At 66.9% G+C, this 16,218-nt stretch carries 18 protein-coding genes; 8 read left to right on the top strand and 10 right to left on the bottom strand.

From position 1 onward, the window contains the following. Positions 1-179: 179 nt before the first annotated feature. The 4 genes from JWQ89_RS04075 to JWQ89_RS04060 all read right to left on the bottom strand — a co-directional run bounded on the left by JWQ89_RS04075 (position 180) and on the right by JWQ89_RS04060 (position 3,524). Positions 180-491 carry a hypothetical protein gene (locus JWQ89_RS04075; RefSeq protein ID WP_299638640.1) on the bottom strand — a complete coding sequence of 104 codons (312 nt, stop codon included), beginning with the start codon at positions 489-491 and terminating at the stop codon, positions 180-182. Between the two features lie 52 nt (positions 492-543). Next, positions 544-1,596 carry an AbrB family transcriptional regulator gene (locus JWQ89_RS04070; protein WP_299638638.1) on the bottom strand — a complete coding sequence of 351 codons (1,053 nt, stop codon included), beginning with the start codon at positions 1,594-1,596 and terminating at the stop codon, positions 544-546. Between the two features lie 127 nt (positions 1,597-1,723). Beyond that, positions 1,724-2,161: a VOC family protein gene (locus JWQ89_RS04065; RefSeq protein WP_299638635.1), complete on the bottom strand. Its 438-nt coding sequence runs from the start codon at positions 2,159-2,161 to the stop codon at positions 1,724-1,726. Between the two features lie 202 nt (positions 2,162-2,363). Beyond that, on the bottom strand, positions 2,364-3,524 hold the full coding sequence (locus JWQ89_RS04060) for a M20 aminoacylase family protein (protein ID WP_299638634.1): 1,161 nt from the start codon (positions 3,522-3,524) through the stop codon (positions 2,364-2,366). A gap of 333 nt (positions 3,525-3,857) precedes the next feature. On the opposite strand from JWQ89_RS04060, the gene JWQ89_RS04055 reads away from it, so the two are divergent. The 5 genes from JWQ89_RS04055 to JWQ89_RS04035 all read left to right on the top strand — a co-directional run bounded on the left by JWQ89_RS04055 (position 3,858) and on the right by JWQ89_RS04035 (position 8,987). Continuing rightward, positions 3,858-4,616 (top strand): electron transfer flavoprotein subunit beta/FixA family protein, encoded by a 759-nt coding sequence (locus JWQ89_RS04055; protein ID WP_299638633.1) that lies wholly within the window; start codon positions 3,858-3,860, stop codon positions 4,614-4,616. Beyond that, on the top strand, positions 4,616-5,542 hold the full coding sequence (locus JWQ89_RS04050; protein WP_299638631.1) for an FAD-binding protein: 927 nt from the start codon (positions 4,616-4,618) through the stop codon (positions 5,540-5,542). The genes JWQ89_RS04055 and JWQ89_RS04050 overlap by 1 nt, the downstream gene beginning before the upstream one ends. Before the next feature lie 212 nt (positions 5,543-5,754). Continuing rightward, on the top strand, positions 5,755-6,939 hold the full coding sequence (locus JWQ89_RS04045) for an amino acid aminotransferase (RefSeq protein ID WP_299638630.1): 1,185 nt from the start codon (positions 5,755-5,757) through the stop codon (positions 6,937-6,939). A gap of 83 nt (positions 6,940-7,022) precedes the next feature. Further along, on the top strand, positions 7,023-7,676 hold the full coding sequence (gene fsa / locus JWQ89_RS04040) for a fructose-6-phosphate aldolase (RefSeq protein WP_299638629.1): 654 nt from the start codon (positions 7,023-7,025) through the stop codon (positions 7,674-7,676). Between the two features lie 231 nt (positions 7,677-7,907). Beyond that, entirely contained in the window at positions 7,908-8,987 is a 1,080-nt protein-coding gene (locus JWQ89_RS04035) for an Mrp/NBP35 family ATP-binding protein (RefSeq protein ID WP_299638628.1), read from the top strand. Between the two features lie 173 nt (positions 8,988-9,160). On the opposite strand, the gene JWQ89_RS04030 is transcribed toward JWQ89_RS04035, so the two are convergent. The 5 genes from JWQ89_RS04030 to hisS all read right to left on the bottom strand — a co-directional run bounded on the left by JWQ89_RS04030 (position 9,161) and on the right by hisS (position 14,137). Beyond that, positions 9,161-9,961, bottom strand: coding sequence for a hypothetical protein (locus JWQ89_RS04030; protein WP_299638627.1), 801 nt, complete (start codon positions 9,959-9,961; stop codon positions 9,161-9,163). A 93-nt stretch (positions 9,962-10,054) separates the two neighbouring features. Further along, positions 10,055-10,807, bottom strand: coding sequence for a TSUP family transporter (locus JWQ89_RS04025; RefSeq protein ID WP_299638625.1), 753 nt, complete (start codon positions 10,805-10,807; stop codon positions 10,055-10,057). Then, positions 10,804-11,538: an ATP phosphoribosyltransferase gene (gene hisG / locus JWQ89_RS04020; protein WP_299638623.1), complete on the bottom strand. Its 735-nt coding sequence runs from the start codon at positions 11,536-11,538 to the stop codon at positions 10,804-10,806. Before hisG ends, JWQ89_RS04025 begins: the two co-directional genes overlap by 4 nt. Further along, complete coding sequence (locus JWQ89_RS04015; RefSeq protein ID WP_299638621.1) at positions 11,535-12,620, bottom strand: ATP phosphoribosyltransferase regulatory subunit; 1,086 nt, start codon at positions 12,618-12,620, stop codon at positions 11,535-11,537. The genes hisG and JWQ89_RS04015 overlap by 4 nt, the downstream gene beginning before the upstream one ends. Continuing rightward, positions 12,617-14,137 carry a histidine--tRNA ligase gene (hisS, locus tag JWQ89_RS04010; RefSeq protein ID WP_299638619.1) on the bottom strand — a complete coding sequence of 507 codons (1,521 nt, stop codon included), beginning with the start codon at positions 14,135-14,137 and terminating at the stop codon, positions 12,617-12,619. The genes JWQ89_RS04015 and hisS overlap by 4 nt, the downstream gene beginning before the upstream one ends. A 418-nt stretch (positions 14,138-14,555) precedes the next feature. Between hisS and JWQ89_RS04005 the strand changes: the two genes are divergently transcribed. Together JWQ89_RS04005 and JWQ89_RS04000 are read left to right on the top strand one after the other, a co-directional pair. Next, positions 14,556-14,798, top strand: coding sequence for a hypothetical protein (locus tag JWQ89_RS04005; protein WP_299638618.1), 243 nt, complete (start codon positions 14,556-14,558; stop codon positions 14,796-14,798). An 80-nt stretch (positions 14,799-14,878) separates the two neighbouring features. After that, positions 14,879-15,100 carry a hypothetical protein gene (locus JWQ89_RS04000; RefSeq protein WP_299638616.1) on the top strand — a complete coding sequence of 74 codons (222 nt, stop codon included), beginning with the start codon at positions 14,879-14,881 and terminating at the stop codon, positions 15,098-15,100. Positions 15,101-15,263: 163 nt separating this feature from the next. Here JWQ89_RS04000 and JWQ89_RS03995 read toward each other — a convergent pair whose 3' ends face one another. After that, positions 15,264-15,866, bottom strand: coding sequence for a DNA-3-methyladenine glycosylase I (locus JWQ89_RS03995; RefSeq protein ID WP_299638614.1), 603 nt, complete (start codon positions 15,864-15,866; stop codon positions 15,264-15,266). A 114-nt stretch (positions 15,867-15,980) separates the two neighbouring features. On the opposite strand from JWQ89_RS03995, the gene JWQ89_RS03990 reads away from it, so the two are divergent. Further along, positions 15,981-16,218: response regulator (locus JWQ89_RS03990; RefSeq protein ID WP_299638613.1), on the top strand; the 238-nt coding region annotated here is incomplete at its 3' end.

Genomic DNA, 16,218 nt, shown 5'->3' with positions numbered 1-16,218 from the left:
CCCCCACCCCTGACCCCTCCCCCTAAACAGGGGGAGGGAGACGCCAGCCTCGATGTCAGTGTGAGGGTCTCCCTCCCCCTTCTCAGGGGGAGGGGACAGGGGTGGGGGTCCACAGCCACCGGCAGCGCGGGCCGGAACCGTCCCTTTCTCCCCTCAGGGAGATGGACCGACAGTCCCCCTCAGTCCACCTGCCGCCACGTATCCGGATCATAATAATCGCTGTGCCACGAGCCATCGGGGTACTGCACGAAGGCCTCGACGCACCCGTCCGGCGCCATGCTCACCGAGCGTGCTTCGACGCCGCGCTTGCGCAACTCCAGCTTGGCGATATCGGGATCGAAACTGTCGCCACCGCGCTTGCCGCCGATGGAGAAGCCGAACTCGATCTTCAGGCCCGGCTGGTCGTCGTTGTACTCGCAGTTCTCGCGCGCCAGCGCCGGGGTGGCGGCAAGGCCGGCAAGGAAGGCAACAAGGGTCAGCTGACGCAGCATCGGCAAATCTCCAAAAATATGGCGGGCAGTTCTGCCCACGATTGGGGCGGTCCTACGGCAGTTCCTTCTCGCGCACCATCATCGCCACCACCGGAATGGCGAAGGTGAGCAGCAGCAGCCGCGTCACATGATGCGCCGCGATGAACGCCGTATCGAACCCGAGCGCAATGCCGAGCGCGCCCATGCCCTCGAGCGCCCCCGGCGACAGCCCCAGCCAGATCTGCCCGAACGGCATGTCGACCAGCGGCGACACTGCGAACGCCACCAGCGTCACGATGCCGACCGTCAGCGCCGTCCCGGCGAGGCCGCCGAGCGCGGCCTTCGCGAACTCGTCGCGGGTGATGCCGTTGAAGCGCGAGCCGATCAGCGCGCCGACGAAAATGAAGATCACCACCAGCAGCACCGGCGGCACCGCGCCCTCGAACAGGCCGGCGAACTTGGCGGCGATCGAGGCCGCCATGGCGCCGAGCGCGTAGCCGGCGGGGATCCTGAGCCGCGTGAACACGAACCCGGTGATCGCACAGGCGCCCGCGACCAGCGCCAGCACCTCGAGCGGCACCGATGGCTGCACCGGGCCGCCGGAATAATGCCCGATCGGCAGGAACACCGCCCCCACCGGCACGCAGATGGTGAGCAGGAGGATACGGATCACCTGGATGATGATGATCTGGCGCGAATCGCCCACCCCCGCCGCCGCGATCGACATCACGAAGCTGAGGTGCCCCGGGAACGAACTCAGATACGCCGTGCCGCGATCGAGCCCGAACAGCTTTCGCAACAGGAAGCCGGTGAGGCTGATGATCAGGATCAGCTCGAGCACCAGCGCCGCCAGCGTCACCGGCCACTGGATCATCAGCGCCAGCGAATCGCGCGCGACGCTCGCCCCCATCGAGAGCCCAGTGAACACGAACGTCGCGTCCCTGAGCCAGTTGGGCAGCATCACCCGGGCGCCGAGCAGCGCCGCAACGGCCACCGCCAGCGCCCCGCCCATCAGCCACGCCGCCGGCAGGTTGAGCAGCGCCGCGACACCACCGCCGGCCGCGGAAATCAGCAATGTCAGCAGCGTCCGGCGGGCGACGGTGCCGGCAGTGAGGGTAGGGGTCATCGGTCGGGCGGGAATCGCAATGAAGGTTCGCAGACTAACTATTAGTCACAGGTGTCGTTTGCACGAAAGCGGGACGCGTCGGCCACGACGTTCGGTGCGTGCTTCGCCACTGGTCTTCGCATTGCCCTCAGCCGAGTTCCTGGGCCAACCCGATGAGCAGCCCCCCAGGCCCGCGGATGTAGCAGAGCCGATACGCATCTTCATACCGGACGACTTCGCCTACGAGCTGCGCACCGCGCGAGCGGAGCCTTGCCAGCGTCTCGTCGATGTCGTCCACGGTGAACATGACGCGCAGGTAGCCCAGGGCGTTGACCGGGGCGTTCCGGTGATCTGCGACGACAGGGGGCGCGAGGAAGCGGGAGAGCTCGAGCCGGCTGTGGCCGTCCGGCGTGCGCATCATGGCGATCTCGACCCGCTGATCGCCGAGGCCGGTGACACGCCCGGCCCATTCCCCTTCGATCGTGGCCCGCCCCTCGAACTCGAGGCCGAGTTCGCGAAAGAAATCAATCGCCCCTCCGAGGTCGTCGACGACGATTCCGACGTTGTCCATCCGCTTGATCGCCATGTTTCGATCTCCATTTACTCGAAAGCGCGCGACGCGGCCGCTACGACGTACGGTGCGTGCCGACCCCCACCCCTGTCCCCTCCCCCTGAAACAGGGGGAGGGAGACGCCAGCCCCGATGTCAGTGCGAGGGTCTCCCTCCCCATTCTTAGGGGGAGGGGATAGGGGTGGGGGTCCCCAGCCACCGGCCGGCAATCGAGCCCTCTACGCCCCCGAAGCCCCCTCGACCAGCTTCACCCAATAACTGATCCCCACCGGAATGATCTCGTCATTGAAATCATACGTATCGCTGTGCAGCTGCGACGACGCCCCGTTGCCGAGGAAGATGAACGCCCCCGGCCGGGCCCGGAGCATGTAGGAAAAATCCTCCCCCGCCATGGTCGGATCGACGCTGGTGTTGACGCTGTCAGCCCCCGCCACCGCCCCCGCCACGCTGCTGGCATAGGCGGACTGGTCCTTGGCGTTCACCGTCACGGGATAGCCGCGCCGATACGTCACCTCGGCCTTGGCGCCGAACGTGTCCGCCAGCTTCCGGCTTACCGATTTGAGCCGCTCCTCCATCAGGTCGCGCACCGCCTCGTCGAGCGTCCGCACCGTGCCGGTCAGATGCACGCTCTGCGGGATGATGTTGAACGCATCCCCCGCCCGCATCATGGTGACCGACAGCACCGCCGAGCGCATCGGATCGACATTGCGCGACACGATCGTCTGCAGCGCGGTGATCAGCTGCGCCGCGACCATCACCGGGTCGATAGTGTTCTGCGGAAACGCCGCGTGGCCGCCCTGGCCCTCGATGGCGATGTTGAACTCGTCGCTCGCCGCCATGATGCCGCCGGTGCGGATGCCGAAATGCCCGGCGGGCGTCCCCGGCATGTTGTGCATGCCATAGACTTCCTCGATGCCGAAGCGGTCCATCAGCCCTTCCTCGACCATCATCCGCCCACCCGCGCCGCCTTCCTCCGCCGGCTGGAAGATCACCACCGCAGTGCCGTCGAAATTGCGCGTCTCGGCGAGATATTTGGCGGCGCCGAGCAGCATCGCGGTATGCCCGTCATGTCCGCAGGCATGCATCCGGCCCGCGGACTGGCTCTGGTACGGCCGCTCGGTGCGCTCGAGGATCGGCAGTGCATCCATGTCGGCGCGCAGCCCAATGGTCTTTCCCGCCCCGCGCCCCCGGATCACCCCGACCACGCCGGTCTTCGCGATCCCGGTCACCACCTCGTCCACCCCGAACGAGCGCAACAGCTCGGCGACCTTCCCCGAGGTGCGGGGCAGGTCGTACTGCAGTTCGGGATGCGTATGGAAATCACGGCGCCATTCGGCGACTTCGTCGGCGAACTCCGCAATGCGGTTGATGACGGGCATGGGGAAACCTGAGCTAGTAAGGCAACATTGTGCCGGGCGGGGCAGGCGGGCGTCAACCCGGCGCGATGATCTCTTCGCCGCCGGAGCATGCCGCCCCCACCCCCGTCCCCTCCCCTCAACATGGGGAGAGAGACGCCCGCCTCGATTTCAGTGTGAGGGTCTCCCTCCCCATTCCTAGGGGGAGGGGACAGGGGTGGGGGTCCACACGCACCGGCGAGACATCGGGGGCACGACTTTCTCCCTCCCGCCCCCGCCAAGCCAAGAATTTCCCACCCCAACCTTGCCCCCCTCCGCCATTTCTGCAAAACACCCCGCAACCTCTTGGAGGAACCGATGAAAATCCTCGTTGCCGTCAAGCGCGTCGTCGATCATGCGGTGCGCGTGCGGGTCCGGCCCGATGGTTCGGGCGTCGAGACAGAAAACGTGCGCATGTCGATGAATCCGTTCGACAAACACGCGGTCGAGGCCGCCGTGCAGCTCGCCGAGGCGGGCCACGCCACCGAGATCGTCGTCGTATCGATCGGCCAGAAACAGAGCAACGACGTCATCCTCACCGCCCTCGCAATGGGCGCGCATCGCGGCCTGCTGATCGAGGCCGACGGCAGGGTCGAAACCCTCGCGGTGGCAAAGCTTCTCGAGGCCGTCGTCGCCGAGGAAAAGCCCGATCTGGTGCTGCTGGGGAAGCAAGCCGTCGACGACGATTCCAACCAGGTCGGCCAGATGCTGGCGGGCCTGCTCGACTGGCCGCAGGCGACATTCGCTTCCGAGATCAAGGTGCTGGGGCAGGGGCTTGAGGTAACGCGCGAGGTCGACTACGGCCGCGCCACCGTCGCCGTGCCGCTCCCCGCCATCGTCACCGCCGACCTCCGCCTCAACACCCCGCGCAACGCCGCGCTGCCCATGGTGATGAAAGCCCGGTCCAAACCGCTCGCCGTCCGCCCGGCCGCCGATTTCGGCGTCGATCTCACGCCGCGCCTGAAACTCGAAAAAGTCAGCCCGCCCCCCGAGCGCACCGCCGGCCGCAGGCTCGCCACCACGGCCGAGCTAGTCGCCGCCATCAACTCCGAACTCGCCGAGCTGGAGGCGCTCTGATGACCGTGCTCGTCCTCGCCGAACACGATCTCGGCCGCCTGTCCGCCGCCACCGCCCGCATCGTCGCCGCCGCCGAAAAGCTCGGCCCGGTCGACCTGCTCGTCGCGGGGGAGGGCGTTTCTGCCATCGCCGCCGAAGCGGCCCAGCTCGCCGGCGTCGAAAAAGTCCTAGTAGCCGACAGCCCCGCCCTCGCCAGCCTCGCCCCCGAGGCCGTGGCAACGTTGCTCGCCCGGCTCGCCGAGCCCTACGAGCACATCATCGCCGCCGCCGCTTCCACCGGCCGCGACTCCATCCCGCGGCTCGCCGCCAAGCTCGACCTGATGCCGATCACCGACGTCGTCGCTATCCACGGCCCGACCCGGTTCGACCGGCCGATCTACGCCGGCAACGCCATCGAGACGGTATCGTCGGGGCAGGCCAAGCACCTCCTCACCATCCGCGCCTCGGCCTTCCGCCCCACCGTCCTCGGCAATAGTGCGCCCATCCACCCGGTGAACGCCGACGTCGCGACCGTCGCAAAATTCATCGCCGCCCACCGGACCGAGAGCGATCTCCCCGAACTCTCGACCGCCCAGATCGTCGTCGCCGGCGGCGTCTCCTTCGGCTCGGCCGAGAACTTCGCGCTGGTCGCCGATCTCGCCCACGTCCTCGGCGCCGCCGTCGGCGCCACCCGCGCCGCGGTCGATGCCGGCTACGCCCCGAACGACTGGCAGGTCGGCCAGACCGGCAAGATCATCGCCCCCGACCTCTACATCGCCATCGGCATCTCCGGCGCGCTGCAGCACCTAGCGGGGATACAGGGCGCGAAGAAGATCGTCGCCATCAACAAGGACCCCGAAGCGCCGCTGATGAAGCTCGCGGACATCGCGCTGGTGGGCGATCTGTTCGAGGTGGTGCCGCAGTTGATTGCGGGGTTGAAACGGTAGGGCCGGTGGGATCCGACCCCCACCCCTGTCCCCTCCCCCTCAACAGGGGGAGGGAGACGCCAGCCTCGATTTCAGTGCGAGGGTCTCCCTCCCCAGTAGGGGGAGGGGACAGGGGTGGGGGTCCACAGCCACCGGCCCCAACGTCGCCCCCGTTGCAATTCCCTTGGCCTCGCCTATAAACACCCCGCCCTCGTTTTCCCCGGACATGACTGATGTTTGAGACCCTCAAGAAGGCCACGCTCGACAAGATTTTCGTGCTGATGGCCGAGTACGCCGCCGATCCGCGCGATGGAAAGATCGACCTCGGCGTCGGGGTCTACAAGGACCCCAAGGGCGTCACGCCCGTCATGTCGTCGGTGAAAAAGGCCGAGCAGCGCATCCTCGATGGCGCCAAGACCAAGACCTACAAGGGCGTCGTCGGCAACAAGGAATTCTCCGCCGCCATCGTCGACCTGGCCTTCGGTGGCGTGGTCGACTTGAGCCGCATCCGCTGCGTCAACGGCGCCGGCGGCACCGGCGCGCTGTCGATCCTGATGAACGTCCTCGGCCGCGCCCGCCCCAAGGGCCGCATCTTCATTTCCGACCCCAGCTGGCCCAACCACTGGCCGATGGCCGAACTCGCCGGCCTGACGCCGGTCTACTACCCCTATTTCGACCACAAGACCCGCATCGTCGACTTCCCCGCGATGCTTGCGACCCTCGATACCCTCACTCCGGACGACATCGTCCTGCTGCACGGCTGCTGCCACAACCCGACCGGCGCCAGCCTCTCCAACGCCCAGTGGGACGAGGTGGTCGAAAGTCTCAAGCGCACCGGCGCCTTCCCGCTGGTCGATCTGGCCTATCTCGGCTTCGGCGATGGACTCGAGGCCGATGCCTATGGCGTGCGCAAAGTCGTCTCCTCGGTCCCCGAGTCGATGGTGGCTTTCTCGGCGTCGAAGAACTTCGGCCTCTACCGTGAGCGCGCCGGCGTCGCGATCGCCATCGCCCGGGACTCCGAGTCGGCCGACGTCGTCTCGTCCCAGATGCAGAACGTCATCCGCGCCACCATCTCCCAGACCCCCGACCACGGCGCCGAGATTGTCCGCGTCATCCTCGAGGACAAGGAGCTGCGTGCCGAGTGGGAAGCCGAGCTCACCGAGATGCGGGAACGCATGAAGCGCCTGCGCGTCAAACTCGCCGACGCCATCCGCCAGCGCTCCAATTCGAAGGATTTCGACTTCATCGCCGAGCACACCGGCATGTTCTCGCTGCTCGGCCTGCCCGAGGAGGTCGTCACGAAACTGAAGCTCGATGACGGCATCTACATGATCAACGATTCCCGCATCAACGTCGCGGGCATCCCCGAGGATCGCGTCGGCGAACTCGCCGACAAGATGCTCGCCGCCATCAGGTAAACCCCAGTGCGGCCTTGCTCCGCGCCGGAAATCGACTACCTATTGAGTAGATAAAAAAACCCAGTTTCCTGGAGGGAAACCCCATGAAGTTCTTCGTCGATACCGCCGAGATCAAGGACATCCGCGATCTCTACGAAACCGGTCTTCTCGACGGGGTGACGACCAATCCTTCGCTCGTCGCCAAGTCGGGCCGCGACTTCAAGGAAGTGGTGAAGGAAATCTGCGCGATCGTTCCCGGCCCGGTCTCGGCCGAGGTCGCCGCCACCGACTATGACGGCATGATCGCCGAGGGCCATGTGCTGGCGAAGCTCGCCGACAATGTCGTGGTCAAGGTGCCGCTGACCCTCGACGGCCTCAGGGCCACCAAGACCTTCGCCAAGGAAGGCATCAAGACCAACGTCACGCTCTGCTTCTCGCCCAACCAGGCGCTGCTGGCAGCCAAGGTCGGCGCCACCTACATCTCGCCCTTCCTCGGCCGCCTCGACGACATCAATCTCGACGGCGTCGAGCTGATCGAGAACATCCGGCAGATCTACGACAACTACGAGTTCAAGACCCAGATCCTCGCCGCCTCGATCCGCTCGCCCAACCATGTCACCGAAGTCGCGCTGGCCGGCGCCGACGTCGCCACCATCCCCCCGGCGCTGATCTACAAGCTCGCCGACCACCCGCTGACCAAGTCCGGCCTCGAGCAGTTCGTCAAGGACTGGCAGTCGACGGGCCAGTCGATCATCTGATCGGCTCGCGCGTGATCGCGCTTGCACCGGAGTTGCAGCCGGGACGCCTTCTCCCCTTGAGGGAGAAGGTGCCCGAAGGGCGGATGAGGGGTATCTCTCCGCGGGCTCTTCGCCCGTCGCTCCGCTCCGGTCGCGCTATACTTCGTTGCGCGGACCCCTCATCCGGCGCTCCGCGCCACCTTCTCCCTCAAGGGGAGAAGGCAAGGCGCCTCACCCTCGGTGCAAGCCCAAATGGCCAATGAAGCAATCGCCGCCGCCGTCCGCACTGCGCTCCAATCCGTCGAAATCCCCGGCGGCGGCGAGCTCTCGGGCTATGGCGGGCTGAGCGAGATCATCGTCACTACCGGCGCCGTGGCCTTCGCCATCTCCGTCGCGCCCGGCATGGAGGCCGCCTTCGGCCCCGCTCGCGTCGCCGCGCAAGCCGCCGCCGAGAAAGTCGCCGAGGGCCGCAAGGTCATGGTGTCGCTCACCTCCGACCGCGCCCAGGCCGCCACCGGACAGGCCAAGGCGCAAGGCCGCCCCGGTCCGCCGCCGCGCGAAGCCGTCCCCGGCGTCCGCCACATCATCGCCGTCGGCTCGGGCAAGGGCGGCGTCGGCAAGTCCACGGTCGCCGTCAACCTCGCGCTCGGCTTTGCCGCCGAAGGCCTCCGCACCGGCATCCTCGATGCCGATCTCTACGGTCCCTCGATCCCGAAGCTGCTCGGCCTCGAGGGCAAGCCCGCCGTCCGCGACGACGGCATCTTCGCCCCCCACACCGCCTTCGGCCTCCGCGCCATGTCGATCGGCTCGATGCTGACCGCCAACCAGGCCGTGGTCTGGCGCGGGCCCATGGCCACCTCCGCCCTCCGCCAGCTCTTGCGAGAGTCCGACTGGGGCGGGCTCGACGTGCTCGTCGTCGACCTGCCGCCCGGCACCGGCGACATCCAGATCTCGCTGGTCCAGCAGGTGCCGCTGCTCGGCGCCGTCATCGTCTCCACCCCGCAGGCCCTGGCGCTGATCGACGCCAAGAAGGCGATGGACATGCTGCTGCGCACCGGCGTCCCCATCCTCGGCCTCATCGAGAACATGAGCTACTTCGTCGCCCCGGACACCGGCACCCGCTACGACATCTTCGGCCACGGCGGCGCCCGCGCGGCCGCCGGCACCTTCGACATCCCGTTCCTCGGCGAAATCCCGCTGGTCATGTCGATCCGCGAAACGTCCGACGCCGGCCAGCCGGTGGTTGCGTCCGCCCCCGACGGCCCCGAGGCCCAGGCGTTCCGCAGCATCGTGCGCAACATCCTCGCCGCCAATCCGCAGCTGAAGCCCTAGCTGGCCTTTCAACCCGGTGGCTGCCGACCCCCACCCCTGTCCCCTCCCCCTGAACAGGGGGAGGGAGACCAAAACACCGACGCCAGTGTGAGCGTCTCCCTCCCCAGTAGGGGGTGGGGACAGGGGTGGGGGTCCCCAGCCACCAGCCCTAGTGAAGTCCTTCCGATACCCCCCTACATCCCCGCCGTCGGCTCCACCGCATAACTCACCTGCGATTTCCCCCCGTTCCAGCTATAGCTCGCCCAGCACGCGTCCTCCGGCTTCGCCCCCGGGCAGTTGCTGCTGTCGACCGCGAGCCTCGCCGTCGTGCCCGTATCGTTCTGCACCAGCGTCGGCGTGCGCCCCACCACCTTGATCGGCGTGGCGAACCCATCCGACGAAACCGCGAGGTCCACCGCGCAGCCGGCGCTGCTGCAATAGGCCGGGGCGCCCGTGCTGCATTTGAGGTTCTGCGAATTGAGCACGTAGTCGGCGATGCCGTCGCCGTCGAGGTCGCCGCTCAGCAGGCCCGGCCGGTCGCTGCCCGCGTCGAGCGTGCCGCCGAGGTTCTTGCATTGCTCGGCATAGCCCGCGATCAGGGTCTCGATGGCCGGAGGCACCGGGACGGTTATCGGCGGGGCGTTGTTCTGGAGGTCCGAGAACTGCTGCATCGAGCCTTCGATGCCCTGCTTCAGTGCCGCGATGCGCGCCGTGTAGACGCGCCTCAGGCAGGTGAGATCGGAGCCGCAGGCCCGCCGGTCGGAGAGGAACGCCTCGGCCGCGTCATGCCGCGCGCCGTTCCCGCCCATGAACATCGGCACCTTGTCATAGGCGTAGAACAGCCCGCCCATCTCGCTGTCGAGCCCCGAGAGCGTGCCGTCGCGGCACACCGCCACCTCGTCGGCGGCGCTCGCCTTGCTGCAGTCGAAGCTCGCGGCATGCACCGGCGCCGCACTCAAAAATACCAGTAGGAACAGGCCAATAATCGCGCGCACGATCCACCTCCGGAACAATATCTGCTGCCCGCAGCATCAAGTCGGAAGGTGTCAGCGATGAGGCACTACGAGGGGTTCGAGGGGACCCGGCCCTCAGCGAAACACCAGCAGCTTCAGCGCGAGGAGGATCGAGACCACCACCACCAGCGGCCGGATCAGCCTCGCCCCGAAGCGGATGCCGGTCAGCGCGCCGAGATAGCCGCCGGCGACCTGGCCGATGGCCATGGCGATGGCAGCCGGCCAGACCACGTCGCCCGAGGGGATGAACAGCGCCAGCGCGCCGAGGTTCGAGGTGAGGTTAAGGAACTTGGTATTCGCCGCCGCCCGCGTCACGCCGAGCCCGAACAGGGTGACGAACCCCATGGTCATGAACGAGCCGGTCCCCGGCCCCAGCAGCCCATCGTAGAACCCGATGGCAAAGCCCATCACCGGCACGAAGATCGAAAAGCCGAGCCGCGCGTGGCTGTCCTCGTCGGTCAGCTTCGGCGCGAAGGCGAAATAGAGCGCCACCCCGATCAGCGCCACCGGCACGGCGTAGGCGAGGATCGACACATCGATCGATTTGACCACCAGCGCCCCGAGAAAGGCGCCGGCAAAGGTGACGGGGATCGCCCAGCCGAGCGCCGGCAGCGACACGAAGCCCTTGCGCCAATAGGTGGTCGCGGCCATGGCGGTGCCGACCACCGATTGCACCTTGTTGGTGCCGAACGCCGCGATCGGCGGCACCCCGGCGGCCAGCAGCGCCGGCAGGGCAATCAGCCCGCCGCCGCCCGCGATCGCGTCGACGAAGCCGGCGAGCAGCCCGACGAAGCCGAGCGCGATGAGGATGGTGATGTCGAGGGTCACAGCAGGGTGGAAATCCCCGGCGGCACGCCGCCCATGATCGACAGCAGCGCCTCGAGCTGCGCTTTCCTGAGCGGCGTCCAGTCGGCGGTGCGCGACACGATCAGGTTCGCCTCGGACTTCATGATCAGCCCGTCCTCGAGCACCCGCAGCTGGTTGGCGGCGAGCGTCGATCCGGTCGAGGTGATGTCGACGATGAGGTCCGCCGAGCCCGCGGCCGGGGCCGATTCGGTGGCGCCGGCGCTCTCGACGATGCGGTACTCCGCAATGCCGTACTTGGCGAAGTGCCGCCGCGTCAGGTTCACGTATTTGGTCGCGACGCGCAGCCAGCGGCCATGCCGCGAGCGGAAATCCGAGGCGACGTCCGCGAGGTCGGTCATCTGCTGCACGTCGATCCACGAATCGGGGATGGCGACCACCACGTTGGCCTCGCCGAACCCGAGCCCGCGCACGAACAGCACGTTCTCCTCGCCGTTCTCCGACGCCTCATGGATAAGGTCCGAGCCGGTCACCCCGATATCGACGCCGCCGAGGATCAGCTCGCGCGCGATCTCGGCCGCCGGGTAGAAGCGCACCGTCACCTGCGGCTGGTTCTTGATCGAGCCGACATAGGAGCGCGCCCCGCCCGGGCGGGCGATGTTCATCCGCGCCGTCGAGAACGACTTGCGCGTCAGTTCCTCGAGCCGCCCCTTGCTGGGAATGGCGAGGGTCAAGCCACCGGGCAGCGTGCTCATTGTCCGGCCTCCCGCTCGAGCCGGTCGACCCAGAGCGCGCAGCCCGATGCCTTGATCGGCTCGCCCGCTCCCAGTCGCTCCAGCATCCGGTCATATTCGCCGCCAGAAGCAAGCACTTCCCCATCCGCCCCGGTCATCTCGAACACGATGCCCGTATAGTAGTCGAGCCGCGGCGAGAAGCTCGCATCGAAGATCACGTCGGCATTGGGCGACAGCGCCGCCAGCGCCGCCGCATGGTTGCGCACCTGGTAGAGCGGCTCGTCGAAATCGAACCCGGCTTCCTTGCACATCTCCGAAATCCGCTCGAAGGCCGACGAAGTGCTCTCCGCCACCGACAGGTAGTTCTGCAGCAGTTCCACCGTCTCGGGCGGGATCGGCGCTGATTCCAGCGCCTGCTTTTCGAGATAGCGGTCGGCGATCTCCTCGGGCGTGCGGCTGCCGATGAGGCTCAGCCCGCCCGACAGCATCGCGTCGGTGACGATCTCGATCACCGTGTCGCGGCTATCCGGGGCAGGGGCGTCGACCCGCTGCTCGGGATTGGCCAGCCGCTCCATCAGCCGCTGCAACGCCTCCGGGTGCCCGAACCGGTGCCGGATGCGGCTCCGCCACGCCGGCGGGATCTCCGCCGCCTCGAGGAAGGCCTCGAACAGCCCGACGCCCCCGAGCCGCACCTGCGGCGCGGTGATGTCGTAGATGGCGAGCGCCCAGCGCGCAAAGGTCAGCACCTGGTCGAGCGCATTGTCGGCATCGGGCTGGCCCAGGAGTTCCAGCCCGGCCTGCTCATACTCCACCGGCGTCGAATGCTGCTGGCGGAAGATCGGCCCCAGGTAGGTATAGGCCGACGGCACCCCGATCATCCCGTCCTCGAGATATTGCTGCGCGATCGGCAGGGTGAAATCCGGCCTGAGGCAATATTCGACGCCGTTATTGGTGGTGGTGAGGAGCAAGTTCCGCCCGAACTCCTCCCCCGCGAGGTCGAAATACGGCCCCGCCGGCAACAGCAGCGCCGGTGTCGCCCGCGTCACCGTGCGCGATTCGACCAGCCGCACCAGCGCCGCATATCGCTCCGACGCTGTCTTCACTTATTGGCATCCAGATAGGCGCGCACCGCGGGGAGGGCCGAGATCTTCTCGACGATCTCGGCATCGGTGCATTCGAACTGCCCCGGCCGCTCGGCCTTCCACTCGGCATTGTCGGAAATGGCTTTCGCCGCTTCCTTGCCGGCCACTAGGTCCTTGATCTGCACGATCCCCTGCTCGCGCTCCTGCGTGCCCTCGATGATCACCGCGGGCGAGTTGCGCTTGTCGGCATAAGCGACCTGCTTGCCGAAATTCTTCGTCGCCCCAAGGAACATCTCGGCCCGTATCCCGGCCTTCCGCAACCGCGAAACGATCTCCTGATACCGCGCCGTCTGCTCCCGATCCATTACCAGAACGACTACCGGCCCGACCGGCTCGGAAGCCCCAAGATTGCCGGTAAGCTTCAGCGCATGCGCAAGGCGCGAGACGCCAATGGAGAACCCGGTCGCGGGGACGGGCTCCGAACGGAACCGCGAAACGAGACCGTCATAACGGCCACCGCCACCGACGGAGCCGAACACGACGTCTTGACCTCTTTCGTTCTGCACCTTGAAGGTGAGTTCGATCTCGAAGACAGGACCGGTGTAGTACTCGAGGCCACGGACAACGGACGGGTCGATGCGGATGCGGTCTTCGTATCCGCTCGCGTGAAACAGGTTGGACATGGCCATGAGTTCGGCGGCCCCCTCGGAGCCACGGGCACTGCCTTGAAGCTCGTCTTCGAGGTTGCTGACCGTCATCCCGTTCACCGCGCCCTTTGCGCCGGAGAGTTCCGAACCCAATCCGGTAATGGTCAACAGCCGCGTGATCTGATCGTCCGACAGTCCCGCACCCACAGTGTAATCGCCGCTCTCGTCGGTACGGCCTTTGACACTAAGCAATGCGACGACGCCGTCCACGCCCAGTCGATCGAACTTATCGATGGCGCGGAGGACCGCTAGCCGCTTGCCGGCGTTCTCGTCGCCGGCAATGCCGATGAGTTCCTGGAGCCCATCCAGCACCTTCCGATTATTCACCTTCACGACATACTGACCCGCCAACCCCAGCGCATCCATCGTGTCGGCCATCATCATGCACATCTCGGCATCGGCCTCGGGCCCCGCGGCCCCCACCGTATCGGCGTCGAACTGCATGAACTGGCGGAACCGCCCCGGCCCCGGCTTCTCGTTGCGGAACACATACCCCGCCCGATACGAGCGATAGGGCTTCGGCAGCTTCTCGAAATTCTCCGCAAAATGCCGGGCCAGCGGCGCCGTCAGGTCGTAGCGGAGGCTCAGCCACTGCTCGTCGTCGTCCTGCAGCGAAAACACCCCGGCATTCGGCCGGTCGGTATCGGGCAGGAACTTGCCCAGCGTCTCGGTATATTCGAACAGCGGCGTCTCCACCGGATCGAACCCATAGCGCTCATAGACCACGCGAATCTTGCGCACCATCTCGTCGACGGCCGAAATCTCGGCCGGCAAACGGTCCTCGAAGCCGCGCGGCAGCCGCGGCGCGATGAGCTTCTTCTTGTCGGTCATGGTTTTTGCTATCGGAGCCCGGAATCTGAGGCTGGTTCCTAACGGAAAGCCCCTTGTGACTCAAGGAATGCCCCTGTGTCGAAACGGCAACAGTGGCCTTCATGGTGCGGCAGGCTGTCGCATGAGGGCTTGGCAGCGGATTTCAACCGGCGTATCAGCACCACCGTTCAACGCCAACCACAGAGGGGGCAACATATGACCATGTTCATCCACGCCTCCGGCCCTGGCGTTCTCCAAGCTGGAATCGCCCTAGCCAAATAGGCGCCGACCCCGCCACGGGGTCCCCTCCCAGCACTTCCTAGCCTCGACTGACATAGCAAGCCGGCCTCGCCCTCGGCGCCTCCGCGCGTCCCGATTCCGTCGCCACCCCGATTGTCTCTCATCCAGAGGACCGGCCGCATCGCGTCCGGACGACACCATGACTCTCGAACTCGAAACCCGTGCCCCCGCACATTCGCACCGCGCCTTCGTGCGCTCCCATGCCGGCGTCGCCGGCGCGCTGGTGTCAGCTGTCGTCACCATGCTGGCCGACGCCCAGCTGGCCCGCGCGGCGCGGCGCTACAAGTCGCGCGGCTCGCCACCTGTGCCCTCATACCTCCGTCGCGACCTCGGGCTGATGCCCGAGGTGATGGAGCCGAAAAGCTACTGGGACTATCGGTAAAGGGCTGGCCGCGACAAGCGGCCGGCCCCACCGGCGCCCCTCTGCCTTCACCAGAGGACCGGGCTTGCCCGGATGCCACGATGATCACTACCGTCAAGGACCGCGTCGCGCCGAACCTGCGCGAAACGTCCGATCTCGAAGCGGAACGCGGTATATTCGGCCGCCTGCTGCTGTTCATCGCCAAACGCCGCGCCGACACGCTGCTCAGGCGAGCCCTCCGCCCCCGCCCCATCGGCCGGGCGGCTTCGCTCCCGCCGCACCTGCTCAAGGACATCGGCCTGCCCCCGGATTTCCGGGGGTAGCAGTGGGGCCGGTGCGAGCCGACCCCCACCCCTGACCCCTCCCCCTCAACAGGGGGAGGGAGACGCCAGCATCGATTTTAGTGTGAGGGTCTCCCTCCCCATTCTTAGGGGGAGGGGGCAGGGGTGGGGGTCCACAGCCACCGGCCCGACGGCCGCCCACCCATCACCCCGGCCGCTTCAACGCCGTCCGCTCCGCCTCCGACTCCACCCGGCAGAAGCACCCCTCCACATGGTCGTTCACCAGCCCCATCGACTGCATGAACGCGTAGCACGTCGTCGGCCCCACGAACGAGAACCCGCGCTTGCGCAGATCCTTGCTCAGCGCCTTCGAGCCCTCGGTCTCCGCCGGAATGTTGCCCACCGTCACCGGCGCCTTCACCGGCTCGGGCTCGAACCGCCAGATATAGGCCGCAAACCAGCCGAACTCGCGCTGCACCTCCAGCACCCGCTTCGCGTTGTTGATGGTCGAAGCGATCTTGCCGCGATGCCGGATGATCCCGGCATCCTGCAGCAGCCGCTCGATATCGCTCTCACCCATCGCCGCGACCTTGTCGATCTCGAAGCCGAGGAACGCCGCGCGAAAATTCTCCCGCTTCCTGAGGATGGTGATCCACGCCAGCCCCGCCTGGAATCCTTCGAGGCAGAGCTTTTCGAACAGCCGCCTGTCGTCAATCACCGGCCGCCCCCATTCGCGGTCGTGATAGTCGACGTAGAGCGTATCGCTCCCGGCCCAGCTGCAGCGGCTCACCTCGGTCGGCGTTGACATGGTTAACTCCCGGTAAAATAGTGGGTGCTACAGCGAGATCAGGAAAAGTTGCAGACTTTCCCGCCTCGATCTGGCGACGAGACAATAAGCGAATCGGCTGGGGGCCAGGCGCCGATGTTCCTGCCGCAAAATCTGAAGGCGCTGATCGTCGACGACAATGCCTATGCGCGCGCCGCCGTCGCGGCAACCCTGCGCAAGCTCGGCCTCGTCGCCATCGACGATCTCGCGGGCGCCGCGGCCGCCGTCGGCGCCATCCAGGCGACGCGCTACGATATCGTCTTCATGGATTGGTACATGCCCGAAATGAACGGCGCGGCGCTGCTGCAGGTCATCCGCGACCCGCGCTTTTCCC

The sequence above is a fragment of the Devosia sp. genome (assembly GCF_028290645.1).
In the GTDB taxonomy this organism is placed as follows: Bacteria; Pseudomonadota; Alphaproteobacteria; order Rhizobiales; family Devosiaceae; genus Devosia_A.
Note: the sequence above shows the minus strand (reverse complement) of the source record. Positions and strands in the feature narration are given on the sequence as shown.